The organism is Sunxiuqinia rutila (assembly GCF_050589705.1).
In the GTDB taxonomy this organism is placed as follows: Bacteria; Bacteroidota; Bacteroidia; order Bacteroidales; family Prolixibacteraceae; genus Sunxiuqinia; species Sunxiuqinia rutila.
This window is the reverse complement of record NZ_JBNGOT010000020.1, coordinates 14,295-32,195: the sequence shown is the minus strand read 5'-3', so window position 1 is coordinate 32,195 and position 17,901 is coordinate 14,295. Positions and strand designations below refer to the sequence as shown.

Below are 17,901 nucleotides of genomic sequence, written 5' to 3'. Positions count from 1 at the left end.
GTTCAGGTCGCTGATTTGTGCTTCGGTAATGGTAATGTTGCCTTGATTGGCCAGAATGGAGTCTTTCACATCGGCTTTTGCCAGCAGGGCAGACAAATCCTGGTCTCCTGTATTTATACCCGACAGGTTGCTTAGCTTGCTGATGTCTCCAGCGGTAATGTTAGCCGCCTGGCTCGCTGCATAAACCGGGTCGGTTTCATCGGCATTGGTAAAATGGTTCAGGTCGCTGATTTGTGCTTCGGTAATGGTAATGTTGCCTTGATTGGCCAGAATGGAGTCTTTCACATCGGCTTTCGCCAGCAGGGCAGACAAGTCCTGGTCTCCTGTATTTATACCCGATAGGTTGCTTAGGTTGCTGATGTTTCCAGCGGTAATATTAGCCGCCTGGCTCGCAGCATAAACCGGGTCGGTTTCATCGGCATTTGTAAAATGGTTCAGGTCGCTGATTTGTGCTTCGGTAATGGTAATGTTACTTTGATTGGCCAGAATGGAGTCTTTCACATCGGCTTTCGCCAGCAGGGTAGACAAGTCCTGGTCTCCTGTATTTATACCCGATAGGTTGCTTAGGTTGCTGATGTTTCCAGCGGTAATGTTAGCCGCTTGACTCGCTACATAAACCGGGTCGGTTTCATCGGCATTGGTAAAATGGTTCAGGTTGCTGATTTGTGCTTCGGTAATGGTAATGTTGCTTTGATTGGCCAGAATGGAGTCTTTCACATCGCTTGCTATAAGATAAGGCAATGTAACACTGTTTCCGTTGCTAATGCTGAGTTGGTTGTTACTGCCCAAAGACAGTTGTTGATTGTCGGATCCTGTTTCACCTTGTAAAGCGGATAGGTCTACAGAATTACCTCCGGAAATGGAAAGCTGGTTGTTTTCCAACGTTAACTGCTGCAGCTCGTTGGTCGGATCGGCATCGGCATCATCGACTTGGTCGTTTTCAACAGAACCGGCATGCAATGCAAAAGGAACACTTTGCAGCTGGCTGGTTCCCAGTGCAGAGCCATCAACAGAGACTTCAATAAAGAAAGGACCATTAGACCAATCAATGGAGGCAAAGTCGGCCGCATTCACGGACCCGATTTGAAGGTTAGCCAAACCAAAGTTATTGGTGGTGGTGGTATGGGTTTCAGCAAAAATTACTGTTCCAGAGGAGCTTCCTTGCAAGATGGAAAGACCAATCTCAACATGCTGATTGGGAAGGATGCCGCCGCTGGCATCGCGCAATACGGCTTGGTAATTAAAGGTATTAGGTACTTGTGCATTAAGATTTAAACTGACAAAAAGTGCTGTAAATACAAGAAGTATAGATTTCTTCATAGAGCTAAGGTTATAGTAAATTAGGGGGAGGGATTACTTGTTACTTTTTGATGATTTTAAATGTTTTTAGAGTGTTGTTGGCTATGGAAACTCTTAGTATGTAGGTAGCTGGTGCATAAGCAGACATTTGAATTTCTGTTAGGTTCGAAACCATAGGTTTTCGAAGCAATAAACTACCATCCATGCTAAATAGACTGAAATGAATTTTTTGATTGTCAAGCTTGTCGGTTTTCAGATGAAGCTGATTGATGGTGGGGTTGGGATAAACTAAAATGGACGCATTTACCAGAGGGTTTTCACTGATGTCGGTAACAATTAATTGAGACTGTTGAAATCCTTGGGTTAGCTGGGTGCTTGAGTTTGAAACGGTTTTAATAACGGATTCGCCCAGGGTCCAGCTTATTTGCATTTGGTTGTTTTGAAAGTGGTTGCCTGTGCTGGCAATAACTTCTTGTGCGTACCCTGGTGATGCCAGGCTCAGCCACAAGCAAGCCTGGCTCAGGAAGAATAATTTAATCATAGTTTTTTTATAGATAAGTAAGCTATTGATTGTTGTATCTTATAGCCGAATGTAAGGTTTTGATTAACAGTGACAATAAAGGTATGTGTTTTGTTCACCATATTCTAACTTTTTTAGGGTTTTTATCGGTTGGCGCCCCTTTTATAACAGATTGATTTTTTCATCAGCCGATAAGCTAAATGCCCGCTCTTTCATATCTTTACCACATGAAATCAGAGCGTTTTAAAGGATATTTGTTTGCGGCAATTGCCACCATTGCCTTTTCCAATATTTACATATTCAGCAAGGCTGCATTGAATGAGGTGCATCTGGCGCAATTTGGGGTGTACTGGTTTTTCATTGCCTCTCTGCTAAATATTGGATGGCTGGTTAAATCCGGAGGGCATCGGGCGATCCCCAAGTTGTCGAGGCGCCAGTGGCGTATTTTAGCTTTGTTGGGCGTCCTGGAAATTTTAACCACCACCAGCTTTTTCCTTTCGGTACAAATTATTCCCGATCCTGCAGTAACTTCCTTTATCGGAAACCTCTTCCCCGTCATTCTGACGCTCATGGGCATTGTGTTTTTGCACGAACGCTTTACCTGGATGGAATCATTTGGTGCGGTGATGGCACTTGTTGGTGCGTTTATTATTAGCTATCAGGGAGGCACCACCTTAGCCAGTCTGTTTATTCCCGGTACAGGAGTGGTGTTAATCAATGCGTTTTTTGCAGCTACTGCCTCCATCGTTGTTAAAATGAACGTGAAAACCATGAGTCCGGAATTGCTGAATACCAATCGGGCGGTGTCCTTGTTGATTTTTTCTTTATTGATGTTTCTTATTTACGGGCAGTCGCTGCTTATTCCAATAAGCGCCTTAACCAACATTGCCATCGGGGCTACGCTGGGGCCTTTCGTAGCCGTACTTTTTATTTACTACTCGTTTCGGCACATCGAGGTGTCCAAGTCTTCCATTGTACAAAGTTTGAAAGGGATTTTTGTGTTGCTCGGAAGCTACCTCTATTTTCACACCTTGCCTTTGGTGCATCAACTGATTGGCGGGGGTATCACGGTGCTGGGCGTTATGATTATATCCTTAAGCCGGGCCGGATTCCTGAAACGTAAAAAATAGCTTTAGAGCTGTCGAAAGAGTAGCTCTTTCGTGTTTTATAATGAACAGCTTAATTGATGAAATACAAACAAATAAACTAAACTCAAACAAATGAAACGAAACATTGGATTATTGATTTTACTGACTGTTTTATTCAGTTGCAACACGGCGACACAAAAAGCTCAACAACCTGAAAAACCAAGCAAGCACCTCATTGAAGGCACCTGGAAATTGCTTTCCGGAACTTTGATTGAAAAAGGCGATACTGTTACAACAGACTACACCAAGGGAGTTGAGTTTATCAAGATTATCAATGGAACACACTTCTCCTTTTTGCAACACGACTTAACCCAAGGAAAAGACTCGGCAGCAGTATTTGGTGCTGGCGGTGGAACCTATACCTTGAAGGATGGAGTTTACACCGAGAATCTGGATTACTGCAGCGCCCGAGAGTGGGAAGGAAATAGCTTTGAGTTCGAAGTTCAGGTCGATGGCGATACACTCATCCAGCAAGGTGTGGAGAAAATTGAAGAGCAAGGCATTGACCGAATGAATATTGAACGCTACATACGGGTGAAAAATTAGCGTTAGGAAGTTATCCGGAAACTTGTTTTCTGTTAGCTTTGTTTAATGATGAACCAACCCTTTGGCTTGGTTTAGACGCTTGATGAACTAAAACGAACGACCAATGAATCAATCGACAATAAAAATCCTACAGAGCTTGGGCCTGTCAGAAGCTACCCGCTTGCTGATTATCCATGCTGATGATGGTGGGCTGGCCCATGCCGAGAACAGCGCAACCATGCAAGTATTGCAGGAAGGGAGCGCCAATTCCTACAGTGTGATGGTTCCCTGTCCCTGGTTTTACGAAATAGCCGGTTTTGCCAAGGACAATCCGCAAATTGATTGTGGTATTCACCTCACCTTAACGTGCGAATGGGAAAAGTACAAGTTTGGCCCGGTGCTTTCTATTGAGGAGGTGCCAAGCCTGGTGGATGAGAATGGCTTTTTCTATCGGAACCGGGCGGGAGTGGCGCAGCATGCCACAGCTGAGGATGTCCGCAAAGAGCTGGTTGCCCAAATCGACCGGGCCATGAAGTTTGGGATTCAGCCTACCCATCTCGATTCGCACATGTATAGTGTTGGATCACGACCTGACCTGTTGCAGATGTATCGGGAGTTGGGGCAGTTGTATGATTTGCCCATTCTGCAAAGCAAGGACTTGGCGGATATGGTTCATCCCGGATCGGATAGCCTGTTGGAGGATGATGATTTATTGGTCGATCGTATTTTTCTGGGAGAATATCCCGATTTTGAAAAAGGCGAATTGCGCAAGTTTTATGCCGACAGTCTGGATCAACTGATTCCTGGGCTAAACCTGATTTTGATCCACCCGGCAATGGATACGCACGAGATGCAGGGTGTCAGCTGGAATCATCCCAACTTTGGGGCTGAATGGCGACAAATTGATCTGGACTATTTTAGCAGTGAGGCGTGTCAGCAAAAGATTGAGCAAAACGGCATTCGGATGATTACCTGGGAAGAAGTTTATGCTGCCTGGAAAGATGCCTAACGACTTTTATAAACAAGCTGGGGTAACAGCTGTTGAAAAGAACGACTGATGGAGGAAATGACCTTACATATAAAAAACATGGTGTGCCCACGTTGTGTGATGGCCGTTGAGGAAGTCTTGACCGATTTGCAAATTGCTTACGAGCGGGTGCAGTTGGGCGAGGTGGTCTTGGGCAAAGCACTAAGCAAGGAACAGCGAAAGCACTTGGAGCAACGCCTGCAAAGTTTGGGCTTTGAGTTGCTGGAGTCGGCACGATCAACCACCATTTCAAAAATCAAAACGCTGATCATCGAGCAGATTCATTACTCGAAGGAGCCGATGACCATGAACTTTTCGGATTTGATTGCCAACAAGCTGCACCACGATTATGGCTACCTAAGTCGCTTGTTTTCATCGGTGGAGGGAATGACCATCGAGAAATTCATCACCCGCCAGAAGATTGAGCGGGTGAAGGAACTGCTCTTTTACAATGAGATGACCTTGTCGGAAATTGCCTGGCAAATGGGCTACAGTTCTGTAGCCTATCTATCTACTCAGTTTAAGAAAGAGACCGGCATGACTCCCTCGCAATTTAGGAAGGATCGGGAGCCTCGGTTGAATTCCTTGGATAAGCTCTGACCAAAATCTTATAAACAAGCCACAAAATAGTGTAACACCTGACCGGCTTTCCTGAGCGATCTTTGTAATGTTGAAAGGAGTTAATCCTTCATCTAAAGAGAAAATGCTATGGGAAAGTTAGAAAATAGACAACAATCATTTCCAGTTACCGGAATGACCTGCGCGGCATGTGCTTCCAGTGTCGAGTCCATTTTAAATCATACAGAAGGGGTACAAAGCGCCCAAGTGAACTTTGCATCCGGATCAGTTTGGGTGGAGTACGAACCACAGGTTGAACCCGCCGACTTGAAGCAGGCATTGCAGGCGGTAGGTTACGACCTGATTGCAGATGTGGAGGACCCTTTTGAGGCGCAGCAGCAGGAGCAGGCCCGTTTTTATCAGGAGGTTAAGCGACGTACGTGGTGGTCGGCTATCCTCACTTTGCCGGTTTTTATTCTGGGCATGTTTTTCATGGACTGGGGGCCGGGGAAATGGATTTCGCTGGCTTTGGCTATTCCGATCTTGTTCTACTTTGGTCGCCACTTCTATATTCAAGCGTGGAAACAAGCAAAACATCGCAAGGCCAATATGGATACCTTGGTGGCGCTGAGTACTGGAATTGCTTTCCTATTCAGCCTTTTCAACACCCTATTCCCTGAGTTCTGGTTGAGTCGTGGAATCACACCGCACGTATATTACGAGGCGGCAACGGTGATCATCACCTTTATATCCTTAGGAAAACTGTTGGAGGAGCGAGCAAAAACCAACACTTCTTCGGCCCTGCGGAAGCTGATGGGTTTGCAGCCTAAAACCTTGATTGCTATAATTGATGGCAAGGAGCAGGAAATTCCGGTTGAGGCGGTTCAGCAAGGAGCATTGATCGTGGTTCGTCCTGGTGAGAAAATTCCTGTTGATGGTTCGGTGGAGTCTGGTCATTCGTTTGTGGATGAAAGCATGCTGAGCGGAGAGCCGGTGCCGGTTGAAAAGCAGGCGGGTGATGCTGTCTTTGCCGGGACGGTTAACCAAAAGGGGAATTTCCGGTTTCGGGCAGAGAAGGTAGGCAGTGAGACCATGCTGGCCCATATCATCCAAATGGTGCAGCAGGCGCAAGGAAGCAAGGCGCCGGTACAAAAGCTGGTTGATAAAATTGCCGCTGTTTTTGTACCCGTAGTGATGCTGATCTCGGCGCTGACTTTTGTGGTGTGGATGAGTGTTGGGGGAGACGATGCTTTCACGCATGCCTTACTAACCTCAGTAGCAGTGCTGGTAATTGCCTGTCCGTGTGCCTTGGGACTGGCCACGCCAACAGCAGTGATGGTGGGGATTGGCCTGGGAGCTGAGAACAATATTCTGATTAAAGATGCTGAAAGCCTGGAGCTGGGGCATCGGGTGAATGCCGTGGTGCTGGATAAAACCGGAACGATAACCGAAGGAAAACCCGATGTTGTTGGCCTGAAGTGGGCTAAATCGGCTGAGGTGGAAAAAACACAAGCGATTTTGCTGGCCTTGGAGAAAGCTTCGGAGCATCCTTTGGCTGATGCTGTTGTGCGGAAGTTGGAAGAAGAAGACCTGTCGCCGGTGGAGTTAAAGACATTTTCGAGCTTGACCGGGCGTGGGGTAGAAGCCACAGACCAGCAGGATCAGGCTTACTATGTTGGTAACCTGACCTTGATTCAGGAGAAAGGAATTGCGTTGGATGCGGCGCTTGAGCAGCAGGCTGGGCAGTGGCAACAAGCGGCCAATACGGTCGTGTATTTCGCCAACAGTCAGCAGGTGCTGGCCGTAATTGCTCTGGCCGATCGGGTGAAAGCCTCATCGCAGGCAGCGATTGCCCGCTTGCGCAAGCAACACATCGACGTGTATATGTTGACGGGTGATAACCGCGAGACGGCGAAAGCCATTGCTGGTCAGGTGGGGATTGAGCACTACGAAAGTGAGTTGCTGCCCGATGATAAGGCCAAGTTCGTGAGCCAGCTGCAGGAGCAGGGCAAGGTAGTGGCTATGGTGGGAGACGGAATCAATGATTCGCATGCTTTGGCGCAGGCCGATGTGAGCATTGCCATGGGCCATGGGACCGATATCGCCATGGACGTAGCCAAGATGACCCTGATCACCTCTGACCTGGAAGCTTTGCCGAAAGCTTTTGCCCTTTCGGGGAAAACGGTTCGCGGAATCCGGCAAAACCTGTTCTGGGCGTTTATCTATAACCTGATTGGAATTCCAATTGCTGCCGGCGTGCTTTACCCGTTCAACGGCTTCTTGCTCGATCCCATGATTGCCGGGGCTGCCATGGCGTTTAGCTCGGTATCGGTGGTAAGCAACAGCCTGCGGCTAAAAATGAGTAAGCTGGATGCTTAGGGTGAAATACACCGAAAGTGTAGAAAAGATCAAACAAATGATAATCAATCATTCGAATCAAGTGTTGAATAGCTAAGTAATTTACCCCGAACCACTGTTCGACACAAATTCATTTTAATAACAGCCGGGAGGCAAATTTTTAGACGAGCACATGGCGCTTGCCTACCGGCATTAATTCTAAATACAATGAAGACATTAACGTTTAAAACAAACATCAAGTGTGGAGGATGCCTGGCGAAGGTGACTCCTTTACTAAACGAGGAAAAAGCCATTGAAAACTGGAAGGTTGACCTGGAAGCAGCCGACCGTGTACTAACGGTTGAAACCAACAAGCTATCGGGCAACGATGTGCGCCGATTAGTTCTCAAGGCAGGTTTCGATGCCCAGGAAATCAGACTGTAAAGCGGGCTGGATAGTGTTGACCGGATGGAGTTCGGTTTCGGCAAAAGTAAAAGTATCAGGCAGCGGTTCGAAAATCGCTGCCTGATTTTTTTTACAACTTGCTTAAGTATCGTCTTTTTAGCGCCATGTTTGCAAACCTGTCCTTCCGCCTTCTTTGGGGCCCCAAAAGTCCCCCTGAATCAAATGCTTTTATGTTTATTGCCCTGACGATAGGGCATAAGTGGCACACATTATCATTACTTGTGTGTTTTAATAGTCAGTTTTATAATGTTTTAGCAGCTCAATATGTGTTGATAAACATATCTACAGAACGAGTAAAATACATTAACTTGCTACTTGAATGGAGGGAATGAGAACCTGTTGATAAACCAACTAAAAGAAAGACGCAATGAACCAAGAACAAAACAAACACATGCGTATGTTTCTGAATACGCAAAACACCCTCGATCAAAATACCGCGAAATGGAACATGATTCCGATTATGCTTTCCTCTAAAAACGAACTGGACGAATTGATCCAGCGCATGGAGGAAACCAATGAGAAAACGGATCCGAAAAGTAGTGGAGTAACCTCCCAAAAAGAGAATGTTCGTTTGGGGTTGACTGACAAGGTCATGATGATTTCCGGAATTCTGCAAGCTTATGCGGCGTTTAATAATGACCCTGCCTTAGCCCATAGCATGGAGCTGTTTAAGTCAGACTTGCTAAAGTGCCGCGAAGCTGATGTTGAAAGTAAAGTAGCACCAATAATTGATAAGGCGCGGGAGCTTTTGACTGAATTGGCTGATTTTATGCTGACCGAAGAGATGTTGCTGGAAACCGAAACCAGCCTCGACAGTTTTAAAGCCCTGATTGGTATGCCACGTACCATCCGCAACCGGGCCTTTGCCGCCAAAAGTGAACTGCAGGACTTGGTGGATGAAACCAACGCACTTTTGAAAAATAAGATTGACAAGTTAATGCTGCGTTTCGAGATGACCGACCCAACCTTCTGCGATGAGTACAATCGGGCCCGCGTGATTGTAGATTAATGACCTCCATAAGGAGAATTAAGCTAAGGGTTGAAGGGCTTTCCCACAGGCTAATGGGAAATTAGGGACTGTCCGGCGAAAAAAAGACGCCCTTTGACAGGAATTACTTCACCAGCCAGGGAAATCACTCAGGAAGTCGTGGAAACTACCTGGGTTATTGTGGGAAATACTCCGTCGCTCATGGAAACTACTTCCCCACTTGTGCGAAGTACTTGTCAGTCCAGGAAAACCACTTGGCTATTCATGCGCACAACACAGGCAACTGTGGCGTTAACTAAGCTGGCCGTGGAAATCACTCCGGCACTCGTGGAATGAACGATCTCCTTCATGGAATAGACTCCGGAAGGCGTGCGAAGAACTCCAGCGTTTGGTGGGACAACAATCGGATAACTGCGAGCCGAATGACACGAAAATTGAACGATACCGGCTGTGAAGAGCCGCTTCTATTAATTTGAATAACTAAAACTTAAAAGCTATGCCAGTAAAACATTTACCAACAGGTGAAGTCCATAAGGGACAAAAAGGAGGAAAAACAGCCTGCGGATTCGACACTAAAGAAAATGCCGATCATTGGGTTAACTCCAGTCAGAAAATAACTTGTGACAAAAATGGTTGTAAGTAGAATTCTGAACAATTAAAAAGTCATTGGTAAAGTAATGATCAGTGATGAGTGCTGAAAAGAGCGAAGGGTTGATGCCGTCTCCTGTAAAGGAGATGGTGTTAGCCTTTCGTGTAAGTTGTAAGCTCGTTGAGGCGAAGCAACCATGTAATCATGAAACTTAACTGCTGTTAGATTGAAGGCAATTGTTATTTGTGAAGATGTGATCTGATAAACGAATTACTATCTGCTTAAAACGGGTGTTGTAGTTCTTCCATGAACACAATCGTTTTTCTTATTGTTCTTATGGATGTGTAAGTTAGAATGTTATGGGAGTGGCGTTCTTGTGGCTATGTTTTGTTTTAACAGGTCAATAATTCGGTGTTTGTTCCGATTTCTTCAACCAATACCATTCAATATGAAAAAAATTGTCGTTTTGATTTTAGCTGTCCTCACCAGTCATTTCGCCTCTAGTCAGGAATTTCTAACAGCAGAAGAATCTGATCCGCAAAAGATGGGGTGGATGCAAGGTTTCCCTCCCCAGACCGATCGTATTGTTTCTGCAGTTGATGGTAGCTTTTTTAGGTTTCCGGCCTTACGTTACAGTGTTTGTCATATGCGTCAGTTTATGCCAACGGTGCCAGTTCGTTCAGCCGGAAATAATCCTTATTTTTTTCCTGTTGACATTGATACTGCGATTGATGATTTGGCGTTCACACCTTGGGACGGTGAAGATGAAATGACCTTTAAGGAATCGTTGGCTAAAAACTACACCGATGGAATAATTGTCTTGCATCGGGGGCGGATTGTTTATGAAAAGTATTTTGGAGCCCTGAAGCCTGACGGGTTGCATGCAGCCATGTCGGTAAGTAAAACCTTTACCGGTACTTTGGGTGCTTTGTTGGTGGCCGAAGGGGTATTGGATGAGAATAAACGGGCATCCGACTATGTTCCGGAACTGGAGTCCTCGGCATTTGGTGATGCAACCATCCGTCAGATATTGGATATGACAACCGCCTTGCAGTACAGCGAAGATTATTCAGATCCTAAGGCCGAGGTATGGACGTTTACCGCAGCTGGAAACCCATTTCCAAAACCAAAAGACTACCATGGCCCGATGAATTATTTCGAGTTTTTGCAAACGGTGAAGAAAAACGGGACGCATGGCGAAGTGTTCGGGTATAAGACGGTGAACACGGATGCTATGGGCTGGATTATTTCTCGGGTGACAGGGAAAAGCATACCGGATTTACTCTCGGAACGAATCTGGAAACCACTGGGGACTCACTTTGATGGCTATTACCAGGTTGATGGGGCCGGCATTGCCTTTGCCGGTGGCGGATTTAACTGCAATTTGCGTGACCTGGCCATGTTTGGAGAAATGATCAGAAAGGATGGTTTTTTCAACAAACAACAAATTCTGCCTGCGCAGTTAATTGAAGACATTCGAAACGGAGGTAGTCAGGAGGCCTTTCGGAAATCATCGCATACGAAACTAAAGAATTGGAGCTACCGCAATATGTGGTGGGTAACGCATAACGAACACGGGGCATTTGCCGCCCGGGGTGTTCATGGTCAAACGGTTTATGTGGATCCCAAAGCGGAAATGGTTATTGTTCGTTTTGCCTCGCACCCCGTTGCCGGAAATGCCGCGAATGACCCTTATTCATTGCCAGCCTATCATCGGGTTGCCAACTACCTGATGGAGAGACAGTAGGCGAGGAATTAAGAAATGCCTTTATTTAATAAGACTTAGCCGTTAAACTTTTGTACTTAGTCGCTCGTGTTTTTCAAGACGGAAAGCTTCAATGGCTTCTTTGGAAATAAACTGGGTACCGCCTTGGGTGGATGCAACCAGTGCACCGGTTGCATTTCCAAACTGCAGTGCCTCTTTCAGCGAATGACCATTGATGAGCCGATGGATAAAGCCGGCAGAACAGGCATCGCCCGAGCCAACGGTGTCGGACAGCTGAATACGGTAGCCCGGATCGTAATGAAATTCACCGGTGTTGCTCAATACGAAAGCGCCATTTTCGCCTAAAGTTGCCAGTACTGTTTGCAGCTGGTAATCCTGAATCAGCTCGCCAGCCAGCTCTTTAAGCGAGTCCGGTTTCAGCTGGAGCAGTTCTTTGAGCGTCACTAATTCCTCGTCGTTTATTTTCAGAATGTGTGTCAGGTTTAGACTTTCTTTGATGATTTCAGGCGTATAGCAATCTTTGCGCAGATTGATGTCATAGAAACGCAGGGCGCCCGTGCCTGCTTGCAATACCTGTCGGAGTGTTTCGCGTGACTTGGGCGTACGCTGAACCAAGGTTCCGAAACAAATACAGTCGGAATGCCGCGCTATAGCCAAAGCCGAAAAAGTGGGGTCGATATGGTCGTAGGCAACCTCCGTATGAATGGTATAATCGGGTATGCCTTGCGCATTCAGATCTACCTGAACGGTTCCAGTAGGGTAGTGGGGATCGACCTGAATGTTTTGCTCCGACAAGCCCAATTCGCGAATGCAGTTGAGGGCTTCTTCCCCCAAGTCATCCTCACCAATGCGGGTGATCAGTTGCCCCATATCTCCGAAGGAATTGATGCGAAAAATAAAATTCGTTGGGGCTCCTCCCAGCACTTTACCTTCGGGGAGAAGATCCCACAGCAGTTCGCCTATGGCAGTGACTAGTTGTCTCATGGTATCTGGCTTTTTGGGCTTAGAGTATCAAAAGTAAAAAGAATTATCGAAAATACTCGGAGATAAAACTTGATGTACAACAGGATTCTGTGTGAAAAATTGGGTAATTTCGGGCATGAATTACTTGGCGCACTTATACCTTTCCGGTGAAGACGAGCATGTTTTGGTGGGTAACTTCATTGGCGACTACGTGAAAGGGAAGCAGTTTCAACGCTATCCCTTGCAAGTGCAAACCGGGATTTTGTTGCATCGGCAAATTGACTGGTTCACCGACAGGCATGCCCTGGTGAAGGAGTGTGGGAACCGTTTCCGGGAAAACTATGGGCGTTATGCCGGTATTGTGACCGATGTTATTTTTGATCACTTTCTGGCTGCCCGCTGGACTGATTATTCGGCTTCTCCGTTGAGGCCTTTTGCCAAGAAAGTGCATGCCGTACTACTGGCCAATTTCTCCTTGCTTCCAACGCGGGTAAAGTTATTTCTTCCTTTTATTATTCAGCATAAACGTCTGGAATCCTATGCTACCCTTAAAGGTATTCACGAGTCGTTGGCAATTATGGGAAGGCGCACGAGTTTGCCTGAGGAAGCCGACTTCGCCTTGGAGGTTTTACAGCGAGACTATGAGTCGATTCGGAAGGAATTCGAGGTATTTTTCGCTGAGTTGGTTGATTTTGTCGAGGCCAACTTTGAGGTGTATATTCAGAAACCAAGAAGAGTCGATGCCACAAAAAAAGCTTCTGAATAAAATCAGAAGCTTTTCTTGTTATCGTATTGCTATTGCTTATACCACGTGTAGTTTGAGGTTGGCATTCTCAAAGAAGAATTCTTCCTCGCCAAATGCAGGCTCTAGATCGTCAATCCAGATTGCTTTCGGGTTGTACTTGGCAAAGAAAGGCCGGCCAACCCAATCCGGGTTTCGTCCTTGCAGGAAGTTCAGCATAAAGACTTTCTCCCCATGGATTTTCTGAATGCCTAAAACCTGTACTTTGCCAGGAGCACAAGACATGGATGGTCCACGAACCGTACGACACACGCCACTTACTTTCTGAATGGCTTTTTGATAGGTTTTCCAGGCCTCTTCAAGCGTTACTGCAAAATAGTCCTGAGCTCCGGTGTTGCGGGCCATAAACATATAGTAAGGAATGATTCCGAGGTTCACTTGTTCGCGCCACATTTTTGACCACAAGTCCGGATCGTTGTTAATGTTTTTTAGCAGAGGTGATTGCGAGCGAATTTGTACACCAGCTGCTTGCAGGTTTTTAATAGCTTGCTTGACAGCCTCAGTTTCCATAGCCCGTGGGTGGTTGAAATGAGCCATTAAAGAAATCGAAATTCCCCGATCAGCCACTTTGCGGAAAAGCTTCATCAAATCTTCAGCATCGTCATCGGTAGTAAAGCGGTAAGGCCAATAGCTTAATGCCTTGGTACCAATACGAATGGTGCGAATGTGATCCAGGTCGGCATCCAGAATGGCGTTGAAGTAATGTTCAAAAAACTTGGTTTTCATAACTGCCGGATCCCCGCCGGTAAAAAGAACATCGGTAATTTCCGGATGCACTTTTAAGTACTCAATCATCAAGTCGGCTTCTTTCATGGCAAACTTGAAGCTGTTTAACGCAAACTGAGGCCAGCGGAAACAAAACGTACAGTAGGCATGGCAGGTTTGTCCCTGGCTGGGGAAAAACAGCATGGTTTCGCGATACTTGTGCTGAATGCCATTGAGCCTTACGCCATTTAACTCGGGAACGTTGGATTCCTGTCCGGCCGGATTTGGATTGAGTTGAAGCCTAATTTCGTCAACTGCTTTTTTAATGGTTGCCTTGTCGGTAGTGCTTTTCAGCAGCTTGGCAATTTTTTGAAAATGTTCCTCGGAGAGCATTCCTTTTTGCGGAAAGTTGAGGATAAAAAACGGATCCTTTGCAAAGTTGTTCCAGTCGATCAGTTCATCAACGATGTAGTTACTCACTTTGAAAGGCAAGACAGTCCCAATAACTTCAATGGTAAATTGTTCCTCTTCGCTTAACTGTGCAATTTGAGGAATCTGTCTGAAGTTACTGAGTGTATAAGAACGATAATTCATACTTTTTTAGTTTTTAAAGAAGTTAATACCACCAGGAGTAATAACCAATATCATGTGAAAACTGGGGTTGCCGTTGCAGCCACCTAAAACATGATATATTACATACTTTTAAGTCCCTTTTTTGTAGCTTTGCGAAGATAATAAAAAAGCGGGAATTTCGAAAGCGAATTGTGGGCTGCGACCCCGGTTCTTGCAAGTTATAGCTGTAATAGTCAGGTCTTTTGAAAATCGACTTGACCTTTGGGGGAAAGCGGGCTTACGGATTCTTTTGGACAAAGAACCTCTGCTTACAGTTTGTGAGCAATGCGGTGGGTTAAGCACTAAAGTGTATTGCTCACGACTGGCTTGGCGAAAATTTCAAAACTACCGGACATTTCCTGATAGCGGGTACTATTCTTTAGTGACTCAGCTTCTCGGCACGACTGGCGTCCAAACGCAGGAAAATAAAAAGCAATATGGTAAACGACCAGAGCGATGATCCACCGTAGCTAAAAAAGGGTAGTGGAATCCCAATTACCGGGGCGAGTCCAATCGTCATTCCTACATTGATGACCAAGTGAAAAAAGAGGATACAGGCCACACTGTAACCATACACCCGGCTAAAGGTCGATCGCTGGCGTTCGGCCAGGTAGATTAAGCGAAGCAACAAGAACAGGAACAGCATGATGACAGTGGATGTTCCAATAAAACCCCATTCTTCACCCACGGTGCAAAAAATAAAGTCGGTACTTTGCTCAGGCACAAAGTCAAACTTGGTTTGCGTGCCCTTCAGAAATCCTTTGCCGGAGAAACCGCCTGAGCCAATGGCAATTTTCGACTGGTTCACATTCCAGCCTACACCGGTAGGATCGGAGCTGATCCCCAGTAATTCGTTAATTCGCCCTTGTTGGTGCGGTTGCAGTACATTGTTGAATACATAATCTACGGAGAAAGTCATCAGCACCAGTCCAAAGTATAGAGCCAAAACAATGAGCAGGTTGTAAAGGCGCTTGCGAAGCGCATAGCCTGCAAAAATAAGGGATGAGATGAACGTAGAAAGCAGTAAGAGTTTTACCTGGGGCTGTTCGAGCTTGAAAATATGTCCACCAAGAAGAAAAACAGCAGATAAACTGGCGTAAATGGCGAAAGCCTTGAGCGATTCAGAGAGTTTCTGACGCATGAAGTAATGAAAAAGCAGGGCGCCAATACTCAAGGTAAAGATGGTGTGCAAAGGCGACAAAACCAGCGTGAGAATAAAAATAAGGGCTGAAACAAAGGCCAGAAACAAGACAAAGCCCGATAAGCCTTCGCGGAATAAAACCAATATAAATACACTGATTACAAGAGCTGAGCCGGTGTCGTTCTGCAGAAAGATAAGCAAAACCGGAAGCAGCAAAATGATGCCGATAACCAACAGGGATTGAAATCGGTGCATCTTGAAATTATAGGAGCTCAAGTACTTAGCCAAGGCCAGGGCAGTGGTGAATTTGACAAACTCGGCTGGCTGAATGGCTATTCCACCCAGCTGAAACCAGGAGGTTGCCCCTTTTACCTTGGTGCCCACCAGAAGCACGGCAATGAGTAAAAGGATGGTGATAGCATAAAATCCATAGGCGGAAAAAACATAGAACTTACTATCAATAATAATGATCGTGAGTCCGATTATCAAGGCCGCACCAATCCAGATCAGCTGTTTCCCATAGCGTTGGGTCATGTCCAAAATGCTGCTATGTTCTTCGTTGTAAACCGCCGCATAGATATTAATCCATCCCATAAAAATAAGGATGAGGTAGAGTAGAATGCTAAACCAGTCCAGATTGGCCCATATGTTGTTTCTTCTTTCCACGCTATTTATTTTGGTTGAATGGGATTTAACAAATTGGCATCGCGCATGCGTTCTTCAGTAGGAATACGACGCGGAGCAATACTATCGTTCAAGTACTTTTCAATAATTAAACTGGCAATTGGAGCAGCATAGCGGGAGCCCCATACCCCGTTTTCAACATATACCGAAATGGCAATTTTGGGATTCTCCTTGGGTGCAAAAGCAATGAATACCGAGTGATCGGAACCATGTGGGTTTTGTACCGTTCCGGTTTTTCCACAAATTGTAATGCTATCCAGTTTCGAGTAGTAGCGTACGCCACTTTCTTCCACTACGGCCTGCATGCCGTCAATTACCACGTCAAAATGCTCAGGAGAAATGCTGGTTTCGTGCCGTTCAAACTCGATGTCTTGCGGATCATCCTTGGTACTCCAGACCGATTTGACCAGGTGAGGCGTAATGAAATACCCCCGGTTGGCAATGGTAGCCGCCAGGTTGGCCAGCTGAAATGGGGTGATTAATAGCTCGCCCTGTCCAATGGCCATGGAGCGGATGGTTAAGGCATTCCATCGGTTTTGCCCGAAATAGTAATTGTAATAAGAATCTTTGGGGATGTTGCCCGACAGCTCGTTGCTTAGTTCGGTTCCCAGGCGTTGCCCTAGTCCGAAGGTCAATAAGTGGTCCCTCCAGACGTTATAGCCTTGATCAGCCTTGGGGTATTTTCGTATAATCGAGTTGAAAGCATGCCAAAAATAGGGGTTGCACGACTCACGTATGGCATCGCGCAGGCCAATGGGCGAATAGTGGTCGTGTGTACATCGTATGGGGCGCGATCCTCTTCCGCTACAGCTAAAGGTGGTAAACGGCGTGATGGTTTCCTCTTCAAGACCAATCAAGGCATTGATAAGCTTGAAGGTGGAGCCCGGAGGATAGGCTGCCCGAATGGCCCGGTTAAAAATAGGTTTAAGTGTATCTTCCTGAAGCTTTTGGTAATTTGCTCCGCGCGAGCGCCCTACCAGCAGCGACGGATCGTAAGTAGGCGCACTTAAAAAGGTTAGCACTTCACCGGTAGCTGGTTCAATAGCGACTACACTGCCTTTTTTATTTTGCATCAGATATTCGGTGTAGGCCTGCAATTCGGCATCCAGGGTTGAGGTCAGGTTTTTACCGAGTATGGCCACGGTGTCGCTTCGTCCCTCGCGGTAACTCCCTTTGATGCGGTTGTGAACATCCACCAGCTGAAAGTTCACACCTTTTTGTCCGCGGAGTTCTTTTTCGTACGACTTTTCCAGCCCTGTAACTCCAATGTAGTCGCCTTGAGTATAGTAGGGATCTTGTTCAATCTTTGCACGGTCTACCTCGCCAACATAACCAAGCACATGAGCAGCTGTTCGTTGGGGGTATTCGCGCAGCGTACGTGCCTGAACAAAAAAGCCGGGAAAGCGAAAAATCTTTTCTTGCAATACGGCATAATTTTCAGGCGAAAGTTGTTTGATGATGACCGATGGTTTGTACGACGAATATTTCTTGGCCTTTTGAAGGTTTTCAACCAGTTCGGCCTTGTCGATGTCTAAAATCCGGCAAAAGCTGGTGGTGTCAAAAGCGGATAATTCGCGCGGTGTTACCAGCAGGTCATACGATGCTTTGTTGTAAACAAGCAATTCGCCGTTGCGGTCGTAGATTAATCCACGTGCAGGGTAGGTAATTACCCGGCGCAGCACATTCCGGGTTGCGTACTGCTTGTAATTATTGTCGAGTACCTGCAGGCGAAACAGCCGGACTGTATAGATTAATGCGACCAGAATGAAGATTGCCGCCAGTAGGTATTTTCGTTTTGAAAAATTGTCCACA

General features: G+C 46.1%; 16 protein-coding genes. 10 read left to right on the top strand and 6 right to left on the bottom strand.

The genetic code is table 11. The features are described 5' to 3' along the window. Both ACRD6K_RS18600 and ACRD6K_RS18595 read right to left on the bottom strand, forming a co-directional pair. Window positions 1-1,320 (bottom strand): hypothetical protein (locus tag ACRD6K_RS18600; protein WP_430974468.1); only part of this gene is annotated, 1,320 nt, incomplete at its 3' end. A 40-nt stretch (window positions 1,321-1,360) separates the two neighbouring features. Then, entirely contained in the window at window positions 1,361-1,840 is a 480-nt protein-coding gene (locus ACRD6K_RS18595) for a T9SS type A sorting domain-containing protein (RefSeq protein ID WP_430974467.1), read from the bottom strand. 206 nt (window positions 1,841-2,046) lie between these two features. Between ACRD6K_RS18595 and ACRD6K_RS18590 the strand changes: the two genes are divergently transcribed. From ACRD6K_RS18590 to ACRD6K_RS18550, 9 genes are all read left to right on the top strand, one after another. Then, entirely contained in the window at window positions 2,047-2,949 is a 903-nt protein-coding gene (locus ACRD6K_RS18590) for a DMT family transporter (RefSeq protein WP_430974466.1), read from the top strand. A gap of 90 nt (window positions 2,950-3,039) precedes the next feature. Then, window positions 3,040-3,513, top strand: a complete 474-nt coding sequence (locus ACRD6K_RS18585; protein WP_430974465.1) for a hypothetical protein — start codon at window positions 3,040-3,042, stop codon at window positions 3,511-3,513. 103 nt (window positions 3,514-3,616) lie between these two features. Then, window positions 3,617-4,501 carry a polysaccharide deacetylase family protein gene (locus tag ACRD6K_RS18580; RefSeq protein WP_430974464.1) on the top strand — a complete coding sequence of 295 codons (885 nt, stop codon included), beginning with the start codon at window positions 3,617-3,619 and terminating at the stop codon, window positions 4,499-4,501. 48 nt (window positions 4,502-4,549) lie between these two features. Then, window positions 4,550-5,119, top strand: a complete 570-nt coding sequence (locus ACRD6K_RS18575; protein ID WP_430974463.1) for an AraC family transcriptional regulator — start codon at window positions 4,550-4,552, stop codon at window positions 5,117-5,119. Between the two features lie 108 nt (window positions 5,120-5,227). Further along, on the top strand, window positions 5,228-7,456 hold the full coding sequence (locus tag ACRD6K_RS18570; RefSeq protein WP_430974462.1) for a heavy metal translocating P-type ATPase: 2,229 nt from the start codon (window positions 5,228-5,230) through the stop codon (window positions 7,454-7,456). A 186-nt stretch (window positions 7,457-7,642) separates the two neighbouring features. After that, window positions 7,643-7,858 (top strand): heavy-metal-associated domain-containing protein, encoded by a 216-nt coding sequence (locus ACRD6K_RS18565; RefSeq protein WP_430974461.1) that lies wholly within the window; start codon window positions 7,643-7,645, stop codon window positions 7,856-7,858. 388 nt (window positions 7,859-8,246) lie between these two features. Next, window positions 8,247-8,888 carry a hypothetical protein gene (locus tag ACRD6K_RS18560; protein ID WP_430974460.1) on the top strand — a complete coding sequence of 214 codons (642 nt, stop codon included), beginning with the start codon at window positions 8,247-8,249 and terminating at the stop codon, window positions 8,886-8,888. 475 nt (window positions 8,889-9,363) lie between these two features. Beyond that, window positions 9,364-9,510 carry a hypothetical protein gene (locus tag ACRD6K_RS18555; RefSeq protein WP_430974459.1) on the top strand — a complete coding sequence of 49 codons (147 nt, stop codon included), beginning with the start codon at window positions 9,364-9,366 and terminating at the stop codon, window positions 9,508-9,510. A gap of 394 nt (window positions 9,511-9,904) precedes the next feature. Beyond that, window positions 9,905-11,203 (top strand): serine hydrolase domain-containing protein, encoded by a 1,299-nt coding sequence (locus ACRD6K_RS18550; RefSeq protein WP_430974458.1) that lies wholly within the window; start codon window positions 9,905-9,907, stop codon window positions 11,201-11,203. A gap of 42 nt (window positions 11,204-11,245) precedes the next feature. Here the strand turns inward: ACRD6K_RS18550 and ACRD6K_RS18545 are convergent, their stop codons facing one another. Next, the gene (locus tag ACRD6K_RS18545) at window positions 11,246-12,166 is read right to left on the bottom strand and encodes a carbohydrate kinase family protein (protein ID WP_430974457.1); all 921 of its coding nucleotides are present in this window, start codon (window positions 12,164-12,166) and stop codon (window positions 11,246-11,248) included. 91 nt (window positions 12,167-12,257) lie between these two features. Here ACRD6K_RS18545 and ACRD6K_RS18540 point away from each other — a divergent pair, with 91 nt between their 5' ends. Further along, the gene (locus ACRD6K_RS18540) at window positions 12,258-12,911 is read left to right on the top strand and encodes an acyl carrier protein phosphodiesterase (protein WP_430974456.1); all 654 of its coding nucleotides are present in this window, start codon (window positions 12,258-12,260) and stop codon (window positions 12,909-12,911) included. A 36-nt stretch (window positions 12,912-12,947) separates the two neighbouring features. Here ACRD6K_RS18540 and ACRD6K_RS18535 read toward each other — a convergent pair whose 3' ends face one another. From ACRD6K_RS18535 to mrdA, 3 genes are all read right to left on the bottom strand, one after another. Beyond that, on the bottom strand, window positions 12,948-14,246 hold the full coding sequence (locus ACRD6K_RS18535) for a KamA family radical SAM protein (protein WP_430974455.1): 1,299 nt from the start codon (window positions 14,244-14,246) through the stop codon (window positions 12,948-12,950). A gap of 397 nt (window positions 14,247-14,643) precedes the next feature. Next, the gene (rodA, locus tag ACRD6K_RS18530) at window positions 14,644-16,071 is read right to left on the bottom strand and encodes a rod shape-determining protein RodA (RefSeq protein ID WP_430974454.1); all 1,428 of its coding nucleotides are present in this window, start codon (window positions 16,069-16,071) and stop codon (window positions 14,644-14,646) included. 5 nt (window positions 16,072-16,076) lie between these two features. Beyond that, window positions 16,077-17,900: a penicillin-binding protein 2 gene (gene mrdA / locus ACRD6K_RS18525; protein ID WP_430974453.1), complete on the bottom strand. Its 1,824-nt coding sequence runs from the start codon at window positions 17,898-17,900 to the stop codon at window positions 16,077-16,079. Window position 17,901 lies beyond the last annotated feature (1 nt).

Bases quoted from the DNA above. Each gene is read 5' to 3' on its own strand.
- ACRD6K_RS18565 (WP_430974461.1), top strand. From the start codon at position 7,643: ATGAAGACATTAACGTTTAAAACAAACATCAAGTGTGGAGGATGCCTG.
- ACRD6K_RS18545 (WP_430974457.1), bottom strand. From the start codon at position 12,166: ATGAGACAACTAGTCACTGCCATAGGCGAACTGCTGTGGGATCTTCTC.
- ACRD6K_RS18585 (WP_430974465.1), top strand. From the start codon at position 3,040: ATGAAACGAAACATTGGATTATTGATTTTACTGACTGTTTTATTCAGT.
- ACRD6K_RS18570 (WP_430974462.1), top strand. From the start codon at position 5,228: ATGGGAAAGTTAGAAAATAGACAACAATCATTTCCAGTTACCGGAATG.
- ACRD6K_RS18575 (WP_430974463.1), top strand. From the start codon at position 4,550: ATGGAGGAAATGACCTTACATATAAAAAACATGGTGTGCCCACGTTGT.
- ACRD6K_RS18555 (WP_430974459.1), top strand. From the start codon at position 9,364: ATGCCAGTAAAACATTTACCAACAGGTGAAGTCCATAAGGGACAAAAA.
- ACRD6K_RS18580 (WP_430974464.1), top strand. From the start codon at position 3,617: ATGAATCAATCGACAATAAAAATCCTACAGAGCTTGGGCCTGTCAGAA.
- ACRD6K_RS18595 (WP_430974467.1), bottom strand. From the start codon at position 1,840: ATGATTAAATTATTCTTCCTGAGCCAGGCTTGCTTGTGGCTGAGCCTG.
- ACRD6K_RS18590 (WP_430974466.1), top strand. From the start codon at position 2,047: ATGAAATCAGAGCGTTTTAAAGGATATTTGTTTGCGGCAATTGCCACC.
- ACRD6K_RS18535 (WP_430974455.1), bottom strand. From the start codon at position 14,246: ATGAATTATCGTTCTTATACACTCAGTAACTTCAGACAGATTCCTCAA.
- ACRD6K_RS18560 (WP_430974460.1), top strand. From the start codon at position 8,247: ATGAACCAAGAACAAAACAAACACATGCGTATGTTTCTGAATACGCAA.
- ACRD6K_RS18550 (WP_430974458.1), top strand. From the start codon at position 9,905: ATGAAAAAAATTGTCGTTTTGATTTTAGCTGTCCTCACCAGTCATTTC.